At 67.2% G+C, this 16597-nt stretch carries 14 protein-coding genes and 1 pseudogene; 10 read left to right on the top strand and 5 right to left on the bottom strand.

Features of this window, described 5'->3' with window-relative positions:
* The first annotated feature begins 53 nt into the window (after window positions 1-53).
* From secA to ASC95_RS25570, 6 genes are all read left to right on the top strand, one after another.
* Window positions 54-2798 (top strand): preprotein translocase subunit SecA, encoded by a 2745-nt coding sequence (gene secA, locus ASC95_RS25595; protein ID WP_057300539.1) that lies wholly within the window; start codon window positions 54-56, stop codon window positions 2796-2798.
* Window positions 2799-3026: 228 nt separating this feature from the next.
* The gene (locus ASC95_RS25590; protein ID WP_057300538.1) at window positions 3027-3542 is read left to right on the top strand and encodes a PEP-CTERM sorting domain-containing protein; all 516 of its coding nucleotides are present in this window, start codon (window positions 3027-3029) and stop codon (window positions 3540-3542) included.
* A gap of 32 nt (window positions 3543-3574) precedes the next feature.
* The gene (locus ASC95_RS25585; protein WP_057300537.1) at window positions 3575-4243 is read left to right on the top strand and encodes a PEP-CTERM sorting domain-containing protein; all 669 of its coding nucleotides are present in this window, start codon (window positions 3575-3577) and stop codon (window positions 4241-4243) included.
* A 98-nt stretch (window positions 4244-4341) separates the two neighbouring features.
* On the top strand, window positions 4342-5571 hold the full coding sequence (gene argJ, locus ASC95_RS25580) for a bifunctional glutamate N-acetyltransferase/amino-acid acetyltransferase ArgJ (protein ID WP_057300536.1): 1230 nt from the start codon (window positions 4342-4344) through the stop codon (window positions 5569-5571).
* A 104-nt stretch (window positions 5572-5675) separates the two neighbouring features.
* On the top strand, window positions 5676-7805 hold the full coding sequence (locus ASC95_RS25575; protein WP_057300535.1) for a prolyl oligopeptidase family protein: 2130 nt from the start codon (window positions 5676-5678) through the stop codon (window positions 7803-7805).
* Window positions 7806-7953: 148 nt separating this feature from the next.
* Complete coding sequence (locus ASC95_RS25570; RefSeq protein WP_057300534.1) at window positions 7954-8394, top strand: GNAT family N-acetyltransferase; 441 nt, start codon at window positions 7954-7956, stop codon at window positions 8392-8394.
* On the opposite strand, the gene ASC95_RS25565 is transcribed toward ASC95_RS25570, so the two are convergent.
* Genes ASC95_RS25565 through ASC95_RS25555 form a run of 3 tightly spaced genes read right to left on the bottom strand, consistent with a single transcriptional unit; the run spans window position 8391 to window position 10765 of the window.
* Window positions 8391-9608 (bottom strand): hypothetical protein, encoded by a 1218-nt coding sequence (locus ASC95_RS25565; RefSeq protein ID WP_057300533.1) that lies wholly within the window; start codon window positions 9606-9608, stop codon window positions 8391-8393. The genes ASC95_RS25570 and ASC95_RS25565 overlap by 4 nt on opposite strands.
* Window positions 9609-9666: 58 nt before the next feature.
* Window positions 9667-10326, bottom strand: a complete 660-nt coding sequence (locus ASC95_RS25560; RefSeq protein ID WP_057300532.1) for an alpha/beta hydrolase — start codon at window positions 10324-10326, stop codon at window positions 9667-9669.
* Window positions 10319-10765: a GNAT family N-acetyltransferase gene (locus ASC95_RS25555; RefSeq protein ID WP_162250853.1), complete on the bottom strand. Its 447-nt coding sequence runs from the start codon at window positions 10763-10765 to the stop codon at window positions 10319-10321. The genes ASC95_RS25560 and ASC95_RS25555 overlap by 8 nt, the downstream gene beginning before the upstream one ends.
* Before the next feature lie 52 nt (window positions 10766-10817).
* Between ASC95_RS25555 and ASC95_RS25550 the strand changes: the two genes are divergently transcribed.
* The 4 genes from ASC95_RS25550 (at window position 10818) to ASC95_RS25535 (ending at window position 16053) form a co-directional block, all read left to right on the top strand.
* On the top strand, window positions 10818-11489 hold the full coding sequence (locus ASC95_RS25550; protein ID WP_057300530.1) for a histidine phosphatase family protein: 672 nt from the start codon (window positions 10818-10820) through the stop codon (window positions 11487-11489).
* A 121-nt stretch (window positions 11490-11610) separates the two neighbouring features.
* Complete coding sequence (locus ASC95_RS25545; RefSeq protein ID WP_057300529.1) at window positions 11611-12375, top strand: ABC transporter ATP-binding protein; 765 nt, start codon at window positions 11611-11613, stop codon at window positions 12373-12375.
* Window positions 12372-14780 (top strand): type II CAAX endopeptidase family protein, encoded by a 2409-nt coding sequence (locus tag ASC95_RS25540; protein WP_082568123.1) that lies wholly within the window; start codon window positions 12372-12374, stop codon window positions 14778-14780. Before ASC95_RS25545 ends, ASC95_RS25540 begins: the two co-directional genes overlap by 4 nt.
* Window positions 14781-14814: 34 nt before the next feature.
* Window positions 14815-16053, top strand: a complete 1239-nt coding sequence (locus tag ASC95_RS25535) for an SAM-dependent methyltransferase (RefSeq protein ID WP_057300527.1) — start codon at window positions 14815-14817, stop codon at window positions 16051-16053.
* Between the two features lie 41 nt (window positions 16054-16094).
* Here the strand turns inward: ASC95_RS25535 and ASC95_RS25530 are convergent, their stop codons facing one another.
* Window positions 16095-16325, bottom strand: a complete 231-nt coding sequence (locus tag ASC95_RS25530; protein WP_057300526.1) for a DUF6429 family protein — start codon at window positions 16323-16325, stop codon at window positions 16095-16097.
* A gap of 11 nt (window positions 16326-16336) precedes the next feature.
* Window positions 16337-16501: pseudogene (locus ASC95_RS30195) on the bottom strand (tyrosine-type recombinase/integrase); the annotation flags it as partial.
* Between the last annotated feature and the right edge of the window lie 96 nt (window positions 16502-16597).

Below are 16597 nucleotides of genomic sequence, written 5' to 3'. Positions count from 1 at the left end.
TCCCACCGGTCGGCCAGCCCGCCGGTGCCGCGCAGCTCCTCATTCCTCGCAGCATGTTGCCCAAGCTTCTCACCTCGATTTTCGGTAGCCGCAATGAGCGTTTGCTCAAGCAGTACCGCCGCACCGTGCAGCAGATCAACGCGCTGGAGCCGAAGTACGAGGGCTTGAGCGACGACGAATTGCGCGCCCAGACGGCCGAATTCAAGCAGCGCATCGCTGCCGGTGAGACCGTCGACGACATCCTGCCCGAAGCTTTCGCCGTCTGCCGCGAAGGCAGCAAGCGCTCGCTGAAGATGCGCCACTTCGACGTGCAGCTGATCGGCGGCATGGTGCTCAACGACGGCAAGATCGCCGAAATGCGCACCGGCGAAGGCAAGACGCTGATGGCGACGCTGCCCGTCTACCTGAACGCGCTGACGGGCAAGGGTGTCCACGTCGTCACGGTGAACGACTATCTGGCGCGCCGTGACGCCGAGTGGATGGGCAAGCTTTACACCTTCCTCGGGCTGTCGGTCGGCATCAACCTGCCGCAAATGCCGCGCGAGCAGAAGCAGACGGCCTATGCGGCCGACGTCACCTACGGCACCAACAACGAGTACGGCTTCGACTACCTGCGCGACAACATGGTCTACGAGACGGCCGACCGCGTGCAGCGCGGCCTGTCCTATGCCATCGTCGACGAGGTGGACTCCATCCTCATTGACGAGGCACGCACGCCGCTGATCATCTCGGGCCAGGCTGACGACCACACCGACGTCTACAAGCGCATCAACGCGGTGGTGCCCAAGCTGAAGAAGCAGATCGGCGAACTCGACCCGCGCACCGGCGAAGGTGTCATCGAACCGGGCGACTTCACGGTCGACGAGAAGTCGCACCAGATCCACCTGACCGAGGACGGTCACGAGGTTGCAGAAGCACTGCTGACCGAGGCCGGCCTGATCCCGGAGGGCGCAAGCCTGTACGACGCGGCCAACATCACGCTGATGCATCACCTCAATGCTGCACTGCGGGCCCACCACGTCTATCACCGCGACCAGCATTACGTCGTGCAAAACGGCGAGGTCACCATCGTCGACGAGTTCACCGGCCGCCTGATGAGCGGGCGCCGCTGGAGCGACGGCCTGCACCAGGCCGTCGAGGCCAAGGAAGGCGTGGAGATCCAGGCCGAGAACCAGACGCTGGCCTCGATCACTTTCCAGAACTACTTCCGCATGTACGGCAAGCTGTCGGGCATGACCGGCACGGCCGACACCGAGGCCTATGAGTTCCAGGAGATCTACGGCCTCGAGACCGTCGTCATCCCGCCGAACCGCCCGACCATACGCAAGGACGAGCTGGATCTGGTCTACAAGACCGACAAGGAAAAGTACGCTGCCGTCATCGAGGACATCCGCGCCTGCCACACGCGCGGCCAGCCGGTGCTCGTCGGCACGACGTCCATCGAGAACTCGGAGCTGATCTCCAAGCTGCTGGACCAGGCCAAGCTGCCCCACAACGTGCTGAACGCCAAGCAGCACGAGAAGGAAGCGCAGATCGTTGCCCAGGCCGGTCGCCCGGGCGTGATCACCATCGCCACCAACATGGCCGGCCGCGGCACCGACATCGTGCTGGGCGGCAACGTCGAGAACCAGGTCAAGTTCCTCGAGGCTGACGACACCATTCCCGCCGACGAGAAGGCGCGCCGCATTCAGCAGCTCAAGGACGAGTGGCAGGGCCTGCACGACAAGGTGCGCGCCGAAGGTGGCCTGCGCATCATCGCCACCGAGCGCCACGAGAGCCGCCGCATCGACAACCAGTTGCGCGGCCGCGCCGGCCGCCAGGGCGACCCGGGCAGCTCCCGCTTCTACCTGTCGCTGGACGACCAGCTGATGCGCATCTTTGCCGGTGAGCGTGTGCGCGCCATCATGGACCGGCTCAAGATGCCCGAAGGCGAGGCCATCGAGGCCGGCATCGTCACCCGCAGCATCGAAGGCGCCCAGCGCAAGGTCGAGGCCCGCAACTTCGACATCCGCAAGCAGCTGCTCGAGTACGACGACGTGTCGAACGACCAGCGCAAGGTCATCTATCAGCAGCGCAACGACATTCTCGAAGCCGAGAGCCTCATCGCGCAGATCGCTTCGCTGCGCGAATCCACGCTGACCGACGTCGTGCGCACCTTCGTGCCGGCCGAGAGCGTCGAAGAGCAGTGGGACCTGCCCGGCCTGGAGCAGGTGCTGCAAAGCGAATGGCAGATCAATCTGTCGCTGACGGAGCTCGTCAAGCAAAGCGACTCCATCACGGACAAAGACCTGCTCGCCGCGGTCACCAAGGCGGGCGACGAACTCTTCCAGGACAAGCTTGACCGCGTCGGCATCGACCAGTTCAACCCCTTCATGCGCATGGTGCTGCTGCAGAGCATCGACCAGCGCTGGCGCGAGCATCTGGCGGCGCTGGACTATCTGCGCCAGGGCATCCACCTGCGCGGCTACGCCCAGAAGAACCCGAAGCAGGAATACAAGCGCGAGGCCTTCGAGCTGTTCTCGCAGTTGCTGGACCTGGTGAAGATGGAAGTCACCCGCACGCTGATGAATGTGCGCATCCAGAGCCAGGAAGAGGCCAACCAGGCCGCCGAGGCCATGGAACGCCGGGCCGAAGCGGTGTCCAACGTGACCTACCAACATCCCAACGAGGACGGCTCCATCAGCCAGGAGGTCGACCCGGCCACGCTGCTGGCTGAATACGGCCACGTGGGCCGCAACGATCCCTGCCCCTGCGGCAGCGGCAAGAAGTTCAAGCTTTGCCACGGCAAGCTGGCCTGATTTCTCCAGGCTGAAATCCCCCACGGGCCGGCACTGCCGGCCCGTTTGCATTGGGCAGCCGACCCCGCGCAGCCCACCCATGTGGGGGGAAAACCGTGCGTTTGAGCACAACCAGACCCCTGCGCCACGCGCATGAGGGGTGCTCGGACAGCGCTCACCCCCCTAGAGTGCAGTCCATGCCCCGGCAAAACCACGGGTAGACCCGAATAGAGAACCAGAAAGCGCATCATGAAATCGTTGTCTACAGCCCTCGCCGCCCTGAGCTTGGCCTTTGCCGCCGGTGCCGCCGCCGCCGCGCCGGTGTCGTTCACCTTTGGTAATGACAACATCATGTCCAACGGCGAGGACGCCGCTGCTTTCGACGACATCTTCAACTTCACGCTGGCCGGCCAGACCTTGCTGGGGGTTTCCATCAGCACCCTCTCGCCCGAGCTCAGCGCCAGCGTGAACATCACGTCGGCCTTCCTGAAGCAGGGCGGCACGACCTTCGCCCTGGCTGAAACCCATGCCGTGAATTGGGAAGCCGACGAGACCGGCACGGAAACCTGGGGCCTGAACCCGCTGTGGCTGTCGGCCGGCAACTGGGAATTGCACGTCGTCGGTGAAGGCTACGGCGTCAAGGCGCCCGAAGGTTACGAAGCCACGGTGAGCGGCCGCGGCGTCGAGCTGCCCGAACCCACCGCGCTGGCCCTCGTTGCCGTCGCCCTGGCCGGTCTGAGCCTGTCGCGCCGCCGCGTCGGCTGAGCCGCCCCAACGAACTCCACGAGCAGCCCAACATGTTCAAACCTCTCGCCTTTGCCGCAGTCCTGCTGTCCAGTGCCTCGGCCTTTGCCGACGTGAGCATCCAGTTCCAGAGTCGTGACGCCGGTGACCCCGCGCTCAGCACGTCGGCGACGACCAGCTACATCACCGGCGCGCTGAACTACACGGACGCGGCTACCGGCAGCTTCCTGGCCTACTGCATCGAACCTGAGCAGTCATTCGCCATCAAGAGCAAGGGTTTCAAGACCTACACGATCGGCAGCTTCAGCGCCGCCCAGGGCTCGATGCTGCAAGCGCTTTACTCCAGCAGCTTCAGCTCGGTGCACGACGGTGTGCAGCAAGCGGGCTTCCAGCTCGCCGTGTGGGAGATCGTGCGCGAAAACAGCGGCACGCTGAGCTTGGCCCAGAACAACGGTAACTTCTATCTGAAGACTGCCGGCCTGACAGGCACGCAGCTGAGCACCGCCACCGACGCGCAAACCTTCGCCAGCAGCTACCTGGCCGCCGCCCAGAATTACAACGGCGTGGCCCTGTACAGCCTGACCAAGCTCACCAACGCCACCTATCAGGATCTGGTTGTCGCCACGCCGACCGTCGCCGTGCCCGAACCTGAGACTTACGCTCTGTTCCTGGGTGGCCTCGGTGTCATCGGCCTGCTGGCCCGCCGCCGCCTGCCGCGTTGATCCGTCACCGCTCCTTGCAAAGGCTCCTTCGGGAGCCTTTTGCATTGGGGATTGCTTCATAGAATCCCCGCGCTTTCCCCAATCCCTGCGAGCGCGCCATGCCGGTCAATCTTTCCGCCCCCGATCCCGCCACCCTTTTGCCCGTGCCGGGTGTGCGCCTCGGCGTAACCATGGCCGGCGTTCGCAAGGCCAACCGGCGTGACCTCAGCGTCATCGCGCTGGAGGAGGGTGCCGCCGTCGCCGGTGTCTTCACCACCAATCGCTTCTGCGCCGCTCCCGTGCAGCTTTGCCGCGAGCACCTAACCGGCGGCTCGGCCATCCGTGCCCTGCTGATCAACACCGGCAATGCTAACGCCGGCACCGGCGCCGATGGCCTGGCCCGCGCGCGCCAGACCTGCCAAGCCCTGGCCAACCTGATCGGCTGCCAACCGGAGCAGATCCTGCCTTTCTCCACCGGCGTCATCATGGAGACCCTGCCGGTGGACCGCATCACGGCCGGCCTGCCTGCCGCCCTGGCCGCGCTGAAGGCCGACAACTGGGCTGAGGCCGCCGCCGGCATCATGACGACGGACACCCTGCCCAAGGCCGCCTCACGCCGCATCGAGATCGGCGGCGTGCCCGTCACTCTGACCGGCATCTCCAAAGGTGCCGGCATGATCCGGCCGAACATGGCGACCATGCTGGGCTTCGTCGCTACCGATGCCAACATCGCGCCGGCCCTGCTGCAGGCGCTGGTCAAGGAAGCGGCAGATGCCTCCTTCAACCGCATCACCATCGACGGCGACACGTCCACCAACGACTGTTTCATGCTGATCGCCTCGCGCCGCGCGGCGCATGCCGAGATCACGTCGCTGGACAGCGCCGAGGCCAAGACCTTGCGCGAGGCGCTGATCGCGCTGGCCCAGGAGCTCGCACAGGCCATCGTGCGCGACGGCGAGGGTGCGACCAAGTTCATTGCCATCACCGTCGAGGGCGGCCGCGACGAGGCCGAGTGCAAGCTGGCGGCTTATGCCATCGCTCATTCGCCGCTGGTCAAGACGGCGTTTTTTGCCAGCGACCCGAACCTCGGCCGCATCCTGGCCGCCGTCGGCTATGCCGGCATCGGCGACCTCGACCAGGGCCTGATCGACCTGGATCTGGATGAGGTTGCCGTGGTGCGCCAGGGCGGGCGCCTGATGACCTATCGCGAGGAAGACGGCCAGCGCGTCATGAAGCAGTCCGAGATCACGATTCGCGTCGGCCTGAATCGCGGCTCGGCCAGCGCCACGGTCTGGACCTGTGATCTCAGCCACGACTATGTGTCGATCAACGCTGACTATCGAAGCTGACCCTCCGGGTTATCGCTGTCAGGGCTTCATCGCATGACGATCGGCGCCGCCTGCGGGCGGCGCTGACAATCCGCGGCTTCACGGAACATCCCGGACACCGCTCGATGAAGCTCACCTTGTCTGCCCTCACCCTCGCAGCCGTTCTCGCCACAAGCGCCCAGGCTCAGGGCCTCAGCTATCCCGTCACCCGCAAGGCCGACCAGATCGACGCCTATCACGACACGGCGGTTGCCGACCCGTACCGCTGGCTGGAAGACGACAACAGTGCCGAGACCAAGGCCTGGGTGATCGCCCAGAACGAGGTCACCGACAAGTTCCTGGCCGCCATGCCGCAGCGCCTGCCGGCGCGCCGCATCTACACCGAGCTCTACAACTTCGAGCGCTTCGGCATCCCCTTCCACGAAGGCGACCGCTATTTCTGGACACGCAACGACGGCCTGCAGCAGCAGAACGTCCTCTACACGGCCAAGTCCCTGGCCGACACGCCCGTGGTCGCCCTCGACCCCAACCTGCTGTCCAAGGACGGCACCGTGGCGCTGAGCGGCGTCGTGCCCTCGCGCGACGGCAAGCTGTTGGCCTACGGCATCGCCGGTGCCGGCTCCGACTGGCAGACCTGGAAGGTGCGCGACCTCGCCACCGGCCAGGACCTCGCCGACACCATCGAATGGGTCAAGTTCAGCAGTGCCGCCTGGACGGCCGACGGCAAGGGCTTCTTCTACGCCCGCTATGACGCGCCCAAGGAAGGCGACAAGCTCAAGGGCGCCAACTACTTCCAGAAGCTCTATTACCACCGCCTCGGCACCGCCCAGAGCGAGGACCTGCTCGTCGCCGAGAACCGCGACGACAAGGAGTGGGGCTTTGGCACCGAGGTATCGGACGACGGCGAACTGCTGCTCATCAGCGTCTGGAAGAGCGCCGGCAGCAAGAACGGCCTGATGGTGCTGCCCCTGCCCAAGGGAGCGTTTGCCGGCGGCAAGCCCCAGCCGATCACGCTGGAATTCGACGCCCAGTACACCCCCATTGCTGCCGTTGGCGGCAAGCTGATCGTCAAGACCGACAAGGGCGCACCGCGCGGCAAGCTGGTCGCCATCGACCTGAAGAACCCGGCGCAGGCCAATTGGAAGACGCTGGTGGTCGAGGGCCCGGACGCAATGACCGCGGCCTCGGCCGTCGGTGGCCGCTTCCTGCTCAGCTATCTGCATGACGCCGCCACGCTGGTGCGCGTGCACGGCGCCGACGGCAAGCAGCTCAGCGAGGTCAAGCTGCCCGGCATCGGCACTGCCGGCGGCTTCGGCGGCCGCTGGAGCGACAAGGAAACCTTCTTCAGCTACACCAGCCTGACCACCCCGGCCGAGATCCATCGCTACGACGTCAAGACCGGCAAGGTCAGCCTGTTCAAGAAGCCCAAGACCGCCTTCAACCCGGACGAGTTCGAAACCCGCCGTGAGTTCGTCACCAGCAAGGACGGCACCCGCTTTCCCATCTTCATCGCAGCGAAGAAAGGCCTGAAGTTCGACGGCAACAACCCGACCCTGCTCTATGGCTATGGCGGCTTCGACATCTCCATCACGCCTGGCTACGGCGTGACGGCCGCGACCTGGATGAAGATGGGCGGCGTCTACGTCATCGCCTCCATCCGCGGCGGCGGCGAGTACGGCTCGGCCTGGCACGAGGCCGGCACCAAGCTGAAGAAGCAGAACGTCTTCGACGACTTCATCGCCGCCGGCGAATGGCTTGTGAAGAACAAGGTCGCCAGCCCGGCCACGCTGGCCATCAACGGCGGCAGCAACGGCGGCCTGCTCGTTGGTGCGGTCACCAACCAGCGCCCCGATCTGTTCGCGGTCGCCGTGCCGCAGGTTGGCGTGATGGACATGCTGCGCTATCAGAACTTCACCATCGGCTGGGCCTGGGCCACCGACTACGGCACCAGCGCCGACAGCCCGGAGATGTTCAACGCGCTGCGAGCCTACTCGCCGGTGCACACCATCAAGAGCGGCGCCAAGTACCCGGCCGTGCTGATCACGACCGGCGACCACGACGACCGTGTCGTGCCGGCGCACAGCTTCAAGTACGCCGCCACGCTGCAGGCCGCAGACACCGGCCCGGCGCCCAAGCTGATTCGCATCGAGACCAACGCCGGCCACGGCGCCGGCAAGCCGACCTCCAAGATCATCGAGGAGCGCAGCGACATCCTCGCCTTCATCGCCAACACGATGAAGTTGGACGTCAAATAATGAGACCCCTCGTCCGGCCTCGCGCCGCTGAACGCGGGCGAGTCCAGCCGGTCCCCCGAGGTGACGGCGATGCTTGCGGCGTCGAGCCGCAAGCACATCGCCAGCGCGGGCCGGCTCGGGAGCGGCCCAGCGCTCGGCCCGCAGGGCGATGAGCAGTGCTGTGGTGATCCGTGGCCTGTGCGTCGGCGACGTTGGCGCCCTGCTTGATCTCTATCAGCATCTGAACGCCGGCGATGCGCCGCCTTCGCAAGAGGCGGTACGCGCCGTGTTCGCGCACCCGGGGCTGCGCCATTTCGGGCTTTTTGACGGTGAGGCGCTCATCGCCAGCTGCAACCTCGCCGTCATCCCCAACCTGACGCGTGGCGGCAGCAGCTATGGCGTCATCGAGAACGTCGTCACCCATGCGGACCATCGCGGCCAGGGGCATGGCCAGGCCGTCGTCCAGCATGCGATTGATCAAGCCTGGACCGCAGGTGCCTACAAGGTCGTGTTGACGACCAGTCGCAAAGACCCCGCCGTGTGGGCTTTCTACGAGCGCTGTGGCTTTGACAGCGGCGACAAGCGCGCTTTCGTCATCCGCCGGTCCTAGAAGTTCACGGCCTTGGTCTTGAGGCCGCGCGCCACCAGCGTCGCGTTGATCAGCTGGGCCTGCTCCCTGCTCGGGAAGGGCCAGACCGTCGCGCGCCAGCCCTCGGGCGTCTGGATGACATCGGCCTGCAGCGCGTCGGGGTTGCCGTGCACGCCCACCAGGCCGGCCTTCATCTTCGCCAGCAGCGCCTCGGCCTCGGCCTTGCTGCCAGGCGGGCCTACCAGGGCGACGACGATCTTGTCCGATGACTGGGCCAGGCGAGCGAGGCGGGGGTCGACGGGCTCGGGCTTGCTGGCGGCCGGCGTGCTGGCCTTGTCGACCGGCTTCTCCGCCGCTTTTTCCTCGGGCGTTTCGGCCGGTTTCTCCGAGCGCAATATCGGTGGGCGCTTGATGCCGTCGGTGCGCTCCACGAGGCGGGGGCGGATGTCGGGTGGTGGCGCCTCGCTTGCCGCCTCGCTGGCGGCGGCCTCGGGCGTTAACGCTACAGATGCCGGCATCGATGCCGCTTCGGCCGCGGAGGCCGGCGCCGATGCGGCAACCACGGCGGGCGCTGATGCCGCCTCTGTTGGCGCAGCAACCGGCTCGGCCGCGCGGTGGGGCCACAGCACCCAGGCGCAGGCCGCGACCAGCACCGCCAGCACGGCCGCCACAATGCCCAGGCGGATCGGGTCCCACAGCCGGCGGCCGATGATTTCCGACGGGATGCCGCGGCCGGCCAGCACACGGGTGCGAGCGCTGCCCACATCGACGCCCGCCGTCATCACATAGAGCTCGAAAGGCCAGCCGCCATGGGCGCTGGCAAGGTTCTCGTCGATGACGATGACGCGCCAGGGCCGGCTGTCCGGCGTGGCTGGCGGCTCGGCAAAGCCATGGGCCAGCGCGAAGCGCTCGACCTGGGCCGGGCTCAGGCCGGGCAGGAATTTCTCGCTGAAGGCGCGCCACTGCGTGCGGGGGAGTCGGCTGAGCAGGCGCGGCAGATTCGCCAGACGCTGCTTCCAGGCTGCCCAACGTGACAGTGGGGGTGAGCCGTGCAGCGCATCGAAGGCGCTGACCACATCGGTCAATACGGGCTCGACCAGGCCGCCCGCCTCGGCGGAGGCGCGCACAAAGGGCAGGGCCACCACGCCCACGGTGTGCACATCGCCCACGGCGATGCGCCGCGCAAGCGGGTGGCGGTTGTGCCAGTCAACGATCTGTTCGGCCAGGCGCTCCATGACTGCTTGATCTTGCCCGACGCTACCGGCCATCAATGGCGGAAACAAGGTCGCGAATTCAGCCCAGTTGCTTCAGCAGCCAGGCGTTCAGGTCCGCGATCTCGTCCATGCAGACCGAGTGCGGCATCGGGTATTCATGCCATTCGACTTCATGGCCCAGGGCGCGCAAGGCGTCGCGGCTGGTGGTGCCGCGGGCCGGCACCACGACGGGATCCTGCGTGCCGTGGGCCATGAAGATGGGCAGGCCGGCGTTGGCAGGTGAGCGTTCGGCTGCCGTCGTGGCGGCCAGTGGCAGATAGCCCGACAGCCCGACGGCGCCGCCGAGGCGCTCGGGGTAACGCAGCGCAGTCATCAGCGCCATCGCGCAGCCCTGCGAAAAACCCATCACCACGATGCGCTCGGCCGCCACGCCGCGCGCGCGTTCGCCGTCGATCAGCTCGCTGATCTGGCACACCGACTCGCGCAGGCCGGGTTCGTCCTCGCGCTTGACGAGGTCGGCGCCCAGGATGTCGTACCAGGCCCGCATCCGGTAGCCGCCGTTGATGGTCACCGGCCGCTCGGGTGCATGCGGGAACACAAAGCGCACGGCGCCCAGGCTTTTCAGATCCAGCTCGCCGCAGATCGGCACGAAGTCGTGGCCGTCAGCGCCCAGGCCGTGCAGCACGATCAGCGTCGTGGCCGGATTCGGGCCGGTCTCGACGACATGGGTTTCAAGCATGGGAGTTCCAGTTCTCGATGCGCAGTTCAAAACGTTTGTCCCCGTGGGCGTCCAGGCCTTCGTCCGTCGGCGCCCAGCCGGCACGACGGTAGAAGGCCTCGGCGCGCGAGTCGGGCTGGGTGCCCAGGTCCAGGCGCTGGTGGCCTTGGGCGAACAGCCAGTTCACCATCACGTCGTGCAGCGCGCGGCCATGGCCCTGGCCGTGCAGGGGCGGGTCCACGAACATGGCCCAGATGTGGCCGTCGCGGGCGTCGCCGATGGAGAAGCCCGCAATGCGCCCCGGCGCCAGCTCGACGACCCAGCCGCGGCCGTGGTCCTCGATGTAGGCATGCAGCTCGGCGTCGGAGATGCGCCCCGGCGTCAGCTTGTTCTCGGTGACGGCATAGCGCACGCGCCAGATCTCGGCGGTGTCGTCGCGAGTCGCGATTCGAAGTGTCATGGCGTCATTGTCGCGACAGTCGGTGGCGCCGCCGACCTTCATGATCACGGCCATGGGAAGCCTCTACCTCGTCCGCCACGGCCAGGCCAGCTTCGGCGCCGCCGACTACGACCAGCTCAGCGCCAAGGGGCATGAGCAATGCCGCCACCTCGGCGCCTACTGGCGCGAGCGCGGCCAGCGTTTCGATGCCGTCTTCACTGGCACGCTGCGCCGGCACCGGCAGTCGCTGGCCGGCATCGTCGAGGGCTATGGCGAGGGCCTGCCCGCCATCGAGCTGCCGGGCTTGAACGAGTACGACAGCGAGGCCGTCGTGCGCGCTATTCACCCCGGCCCCATCGACGCCCCGACAACCCCCGAGGCCGTCAAGCAGCACTTCCGGCTGCTGCGCCGGGGGCTGCTGGCCTGGATGAGCGGTGAGACGGCACCGGTGGGCATGCCCCTGCATGCCGATTTCGCCAGCGGCGTGGCCGATGCACTGGCGCGCGTGCTGGCGCTGGGCGTGGGCAAGCAGGTGCTGATCGTCTCCAGCGGGGGGCCCATCGCGACGGCCGTCAACCAGGTGCTGGGCGCGCCGCCCGAGACCTTTGTCGAGTTGAACCTGCGCATCCGCAACTCGGCCGTCACCGAGTTCGCCTTCAACCCCAGGCGACACCACCTCGTCACCTTCAATACGCTGCCGCATCTGGACACGGCCGAGACGCGAGCGCACATCACGCACGCCTGAGTTCACCGGGTCCGGCGGAACTCAGCGCTGACAATGGCGCTCCGCCAGCGCTGCTCCAACAACAACCGCGGCGCGCGCACCACCAGCTTCTCGCTGGCCGGTAGCCCAGGGAGACCCGCGTTTGATCGACCTTCAGAACCTCAGCAAGAGCTATGGCGCCTTCGACGCCGTCCGTGACCTCACATTGACCGTGGAGCGCGGTGAGCTGTTCGGTTGCCTCGGGCCCAACGGCGCCGGCAAGACGACCACCATCCGCATGTTGATGGGCATCCTGGTGCCCAGCCGCGGCCAGGCGCTGATCCAGGGGCTGGACTGCCATGCGCAGCGCGCCGAGGTGCAGCGCCACGTGGGCTATCTGCCCGACACGCCGATCTTCTACGACTACCTGCGCGGTCGCGAGATCCTGCAGTTCGTGGCGGAGATGCATGGCTTCCCACGGCGCGAGGCGATGGCCCGCGCCGAGCAGATGCTGGACGAGTTCGGCCTGCGCGAGGACGCCCAGGAGTACGCCGTGAACTACTCGCTGGGCATGAAGAAGAAGCTCGGCCTGGCCTGCGCCCTGATTCACGAGCCTCAGGTGCTGATCCTGGACGAGCCGATCAACGGCCTGGACCCGCGTGCCTCGCGCGAGGTGCAGGAGCGGCTGCGGGTGCTGGCCGCCAAGGGCTGCACCATCTTTGTGTCCACTCACCTGCTGGACATGGCCGAGAGGCTGTGCTCGCGCATCGGCATCATCCACAAGGGCAGGCTGGCCGCGGTCGGCACGCCAGGCCAGATCAAGCAGCGGCTGGTCACGTCCGACCAGGACGCCTCGCTGGAGGACGCCTTCCTGCAGATCACGTCGCAGCAGGACGCCGAGCAGGGCGATGCCGGGGCGCGGCCATGAATGGGCTGAATGCGACCAGGCCGGCGCCTGGTGCGCTGCAGATGTTCTGGCTGCTGACCCGGCTGCGCCTGCGCCGGCTCTACAACCTGCTGGGCGTGGTGGGGAAGCTGTCCTTCGGGCGCAGCAAGAAAACCGCGCAGGGCCGCACCGGGACGGCCAAGAAGGCATTGACCGGCCCCATCCTGGGCCTGGTGATGGCGCTGTTCATGATGCTGACCTTCGGCAACATGGCCTTCCAGAGCCTGGTCAACCTGCATGACCGGGTGGACGGGGAGCAGCCGCGGCTAGAGGCCTCGGCGCCCCGCGCCGAGGCCGGCGACGAAACGACCGAGGCCGGCCAGAAGCACCGCGGGAAGGCCCTGGAGCGAGGGGCTTTCAGCCCACAGCTGCTGCAGGCCACCACGGGCCTGGCGACGCTGTTGCTGCTGGTGACGATCTTCAACGAAATCGGCGCACGGGAGCTGGCCAAGCCCGAGTGGGACATGGAGTGGCTGGTCACCCTGCCCATCGCAATGCCGACGCTGCTGTGGGCCCGGCTGGTGGAGCGCACCTTCACGAGCGCCTTCGGGCTGATCGCCTTCCTGCCGCTTTGCACGGTGCTGGCGTGGCTGTCAGGCACGCGGTGGTGGTTGGCGCCGCTGCTGGGCCTGGCCATGACCATTCCCCTGTGTGCGCTGTCCGCGCTCGGGCGTTCGCTGGTGGACACCGGCCTGCGGCTGAAGCTGGCGCCATCCAAGCTGCGCAACCTGCAGGCGCTGATGTCGGTGCTGGGGGTGGCGGGCATGTACCTGGCGCTGTCGCTGTCGTCGCAGGGGAGCGCTCAGTACGGACTGCAGGTCGTCACTGCGCTGCCCTCCTGGGCGCTCTGGGCGCCGCCGGGCCTGCTGGTGCAGGCGCTAAACGCGGCCGAGGGGTGGCAGGGCCTGCTGTTCATGCTGGCCGCAGTGGCCCAGATCCTGGTGCTGGCGGCTCTTGGCGTCGCCTGGATGCGCCACCAGTTGCGCCACGGCGTGCTGGCCGGTGGCGGACGTGAAACGGGCGGCCGCGCTGGCGCTGCACCGCCCGTGCGCGCGGCCGGTGCGGCTTGGCTGATCAAGTCCGCCGTGCACCGGCGCGAGCTGCTGCTGCTGGCCCGTGACCGCAACTTCCTCATTCAGACCCTGCTGCTGCCTGTCGTCATCCTGGGCGGCCAGTTCGTCATGAACAGCGGTTTCTCCGCCCTTGCCGGGATGTGGAACGGCCCTCCGGCCATGGTGGCGTCGGCGGCCTTCGGCGTGGCCAGCTACATGCTGATGATGTCGGCCTTCCAGACCCTCAACACCGAGGGCGCCGCCTTGTGGCTGCTGTATTCCTTCCCGCGCAGCATCGCCAGCGTGCTCAAGGAAAAGGCGCAGCTCTGGGCCGTGCTGGCGCTGATCTATCCGCTGATGATCCTGCTGCCTGGCCTGGTGTTGCGGGAACAAGCGCAGTGGCGTTTCCTCGGCCACGCCTTGCTCGCGCTGGCCGGCGTGCCCATCTACGCCGTCATCGCCGTGGCGCTGGCGGTGTTCGCCAGCGACCCGCTGGCCCAGGAGCAGCGCTCCCGCGTGCGCCCGCGATACCTCTATCTGTTCATGCTCCTGAGCAGCTTCTACGTCTATGGCATCTGGGCGGCGCAGTGGTGGCAGTCCGTCGAGATCGCGCTGCTCGCCGCCCTGCTGGCAATGGCGCTGTGGCAGAAGGCGTCGGACCAATTGCCCTTCCTGCTCGATCCCGTCGCGGCACCGCCCGCCCGGGCCTCGGCGGCCGATGGCCTCATTGCGGCCATGGTGTTCCTGATCGGCCAGATCGGCATCGCGGCGGTCTGGCTGGCCATCGGCCCGAAGGCGACCGGTGCCGCGCTGCTGGCTTCCTTTGTCGGATCCGGGGCCATCACCTACGGCCTGCTGCGCCTCGTCTACTGGCGTACCGGCACGCAGCGGTTGCCCCGCGTGCTCGGGCCGGAGGCGCGTGCACCGGCAACCTGGCGCATCGGTGCGGTCATGGGCGTTGCCGCGGCGGGCCTGGGGCTGGTCTATGTGGTGATGCTGCAGCATCTGGACCTGCTGCCCGCGCACGGCCCCAAGCTGCGCCTGTGGCTGCTGGCACTGTGTGTCGTCGCCGCGCCCGTGTTCGAGGAGTTCATCTTCCGCGGCCTCATCTTCGGCGGTCTGCGACGCTCGATGCGCCTGCTGCCCGCGGCGGCCGCCAGCGCGGCGGTGTTCGCCATCGTCCACCCACCCGCGTCCATCATCCCGGTGTTCTTCCTGGGTCTGTGTGCCGCCATGGCCTACGAGCGCAGCAGGAGCCTTGCGGCGCCGATGCTGACGCACGCGATCTACAACGCCGTGGTGGTCGGCTATCAATGGTTGGCGCCGGCTCAATAGCGGGCATGTAGGTGATCCGGGACAATCCGGCCTGATGTCTGCTCCGCTCTTCACTTCGCTGATCACCCCGCCACCCGCCGCCACTGCGCCGGCCCACGAGCGCTTCCTGCACCTCATCCGCCTGGCCCTGGCCGGTGGACAGTTCGGCAAGCTGCTGCTGTCGGGGCCGGTCGGTGACGACGAAGACGTCGAGCGGCTGACCGTGCGCCTGGTCGAACTGCGCGGCGAGCCGGCGCTGAGCTTCCTCTGGCGTCACCGCACCAAGGACGTCACCAAGAACCACGCCCCCGCGGCCGGCTTGGCCGAGATCGCCACCCTGCTGGGTGCGCGCTTTCGCAATGCCCATCTGCACACGACGACCGAAGAGGTGCAGTTCGCCGTCAGCCGCAAGGGGCGCGAAACCTTGCGCGTGACGCGCATCGATGGCGCCGAGGCGACCGCGCCCGCTGCGCACGACAAGGCCAAGCAGCGCCCGCTGGACATCGCCCACCCCGTGTGGTCGGCGCTGGGCCTGACCCATCTCGTCAAGGGCGAGCCGGCGCTGGTGCCCGCGATGGCACGCAAGTGGAAGCAGATCAACCGCTTCGTCGAGATCCTGTCCTCGGCCGTCGAGGAAGCCGGCTTGCAAGGGCCTGTGCGCGTGGCCGACTTCGGCTCGGGCAAGGGCTATCTGACCTTTGCCGTGCACGACTGGCTGCAGTCCCATGGCCTCGCGCCGCGCGTGACGGGCATCGAGCTGCGCGACGACATGGTCAAGCTGTGCGACGGCATCGTGCAGAACGAGGGCCTGGCCGGCCTGCGTTTCGACCAGGGCGATGTGAGAACGCAAGCCGTGCAGCCGCTGGACGTGATGATCGCCCTGCACGCCTGCGACATCGCCACCGACCACGCCCTGCACGTCGGCCTGCAATCGGGCGCCAGCGTCATCATGAGCTCGCCCTGCTGCCACAAGGAACTGCGTCCGCAGATGACGATGCCGGCGGTGCTGAGGCCCATGCTGCAGCACGGCATCCACCTCGGCCAGGAAGCCGAGATGGTGACCGACTCGCTGCGCGCGCTGCTGCTGGAAAGCCAGGGCTACCGCACCCAGGTGTTCGAGTTCATCGCGCTGGAGCACACCAGCAAGAACAAGATGATCCTGGCAGTGAAGGCGCAGGGCCTGGCCGCCGAGGCGTTGGCCGCGCGTCGGCCGGAACTGTTGGCGCAGATTGCCGAGATCAAGCGCTTTTACGGGCTGCGGGAGCAGCGGCTGGAGCAGTTGCTGGCGGGGTGATGAATCGGCCTGCGCCGCTCCGGCGGTGCGGCCTCAGCCTCTTAGCCCGCCTTGCCAAACAGCGACTGCAGCAGGGCCTCCGCCCTCTGCAGGCCTTCGTCGGTGAAAGCCACGGACTTCGCCTTGCCGACCGGGTCGCTGATCAGTCCCTTCTCATGCAGCCGGCCCATCGCATCCCAATCGAAGGACTTCCACGCCCGCTGGCCGTCGTGCAGGCCCAGCAGCAGCAAGGCCAGCACGGCGTCGTCGATTCGTTCGGTATCCAGGTTCATGAAACCTCCTGTCAAGCCATGGCCAGGGCATCGAGCGGCGAGCGCACGGCGCCGCCACCGAGCTTGAGCACGTGGGTGTAGATCATCGTGGTGGCCACGTCTGAGTGGCCGAGGAGTTCCTGCACTGTGCGGATGTCGCTGCCGGCTTGCAGGAGGTGGGTGGCGAAGCAATGACGGCTATGCCGATATCGGCATAGGCGGCACTATTCCGAGTCAAGGAATATGCCGAGACAGCCGTGTCGCTGTACTCGCGCAGCAAGCGACAGGGCGGG

The sequence above is a fragment of the Pelomonas sp. Root1217 genome, from assembly GCF_001425705.1.
Classification (GTDB): Bacteria; Pseudomonadota; Gammaproteobacteria; order Burkholderiales; family Burkholderiaceae_C; genus Pelomonas.
The sequence above is the reverse complement of the archived record's forward strand: the minus strand, read 5'-3'. Positions and strand labels throughout refer to the sequence as shown.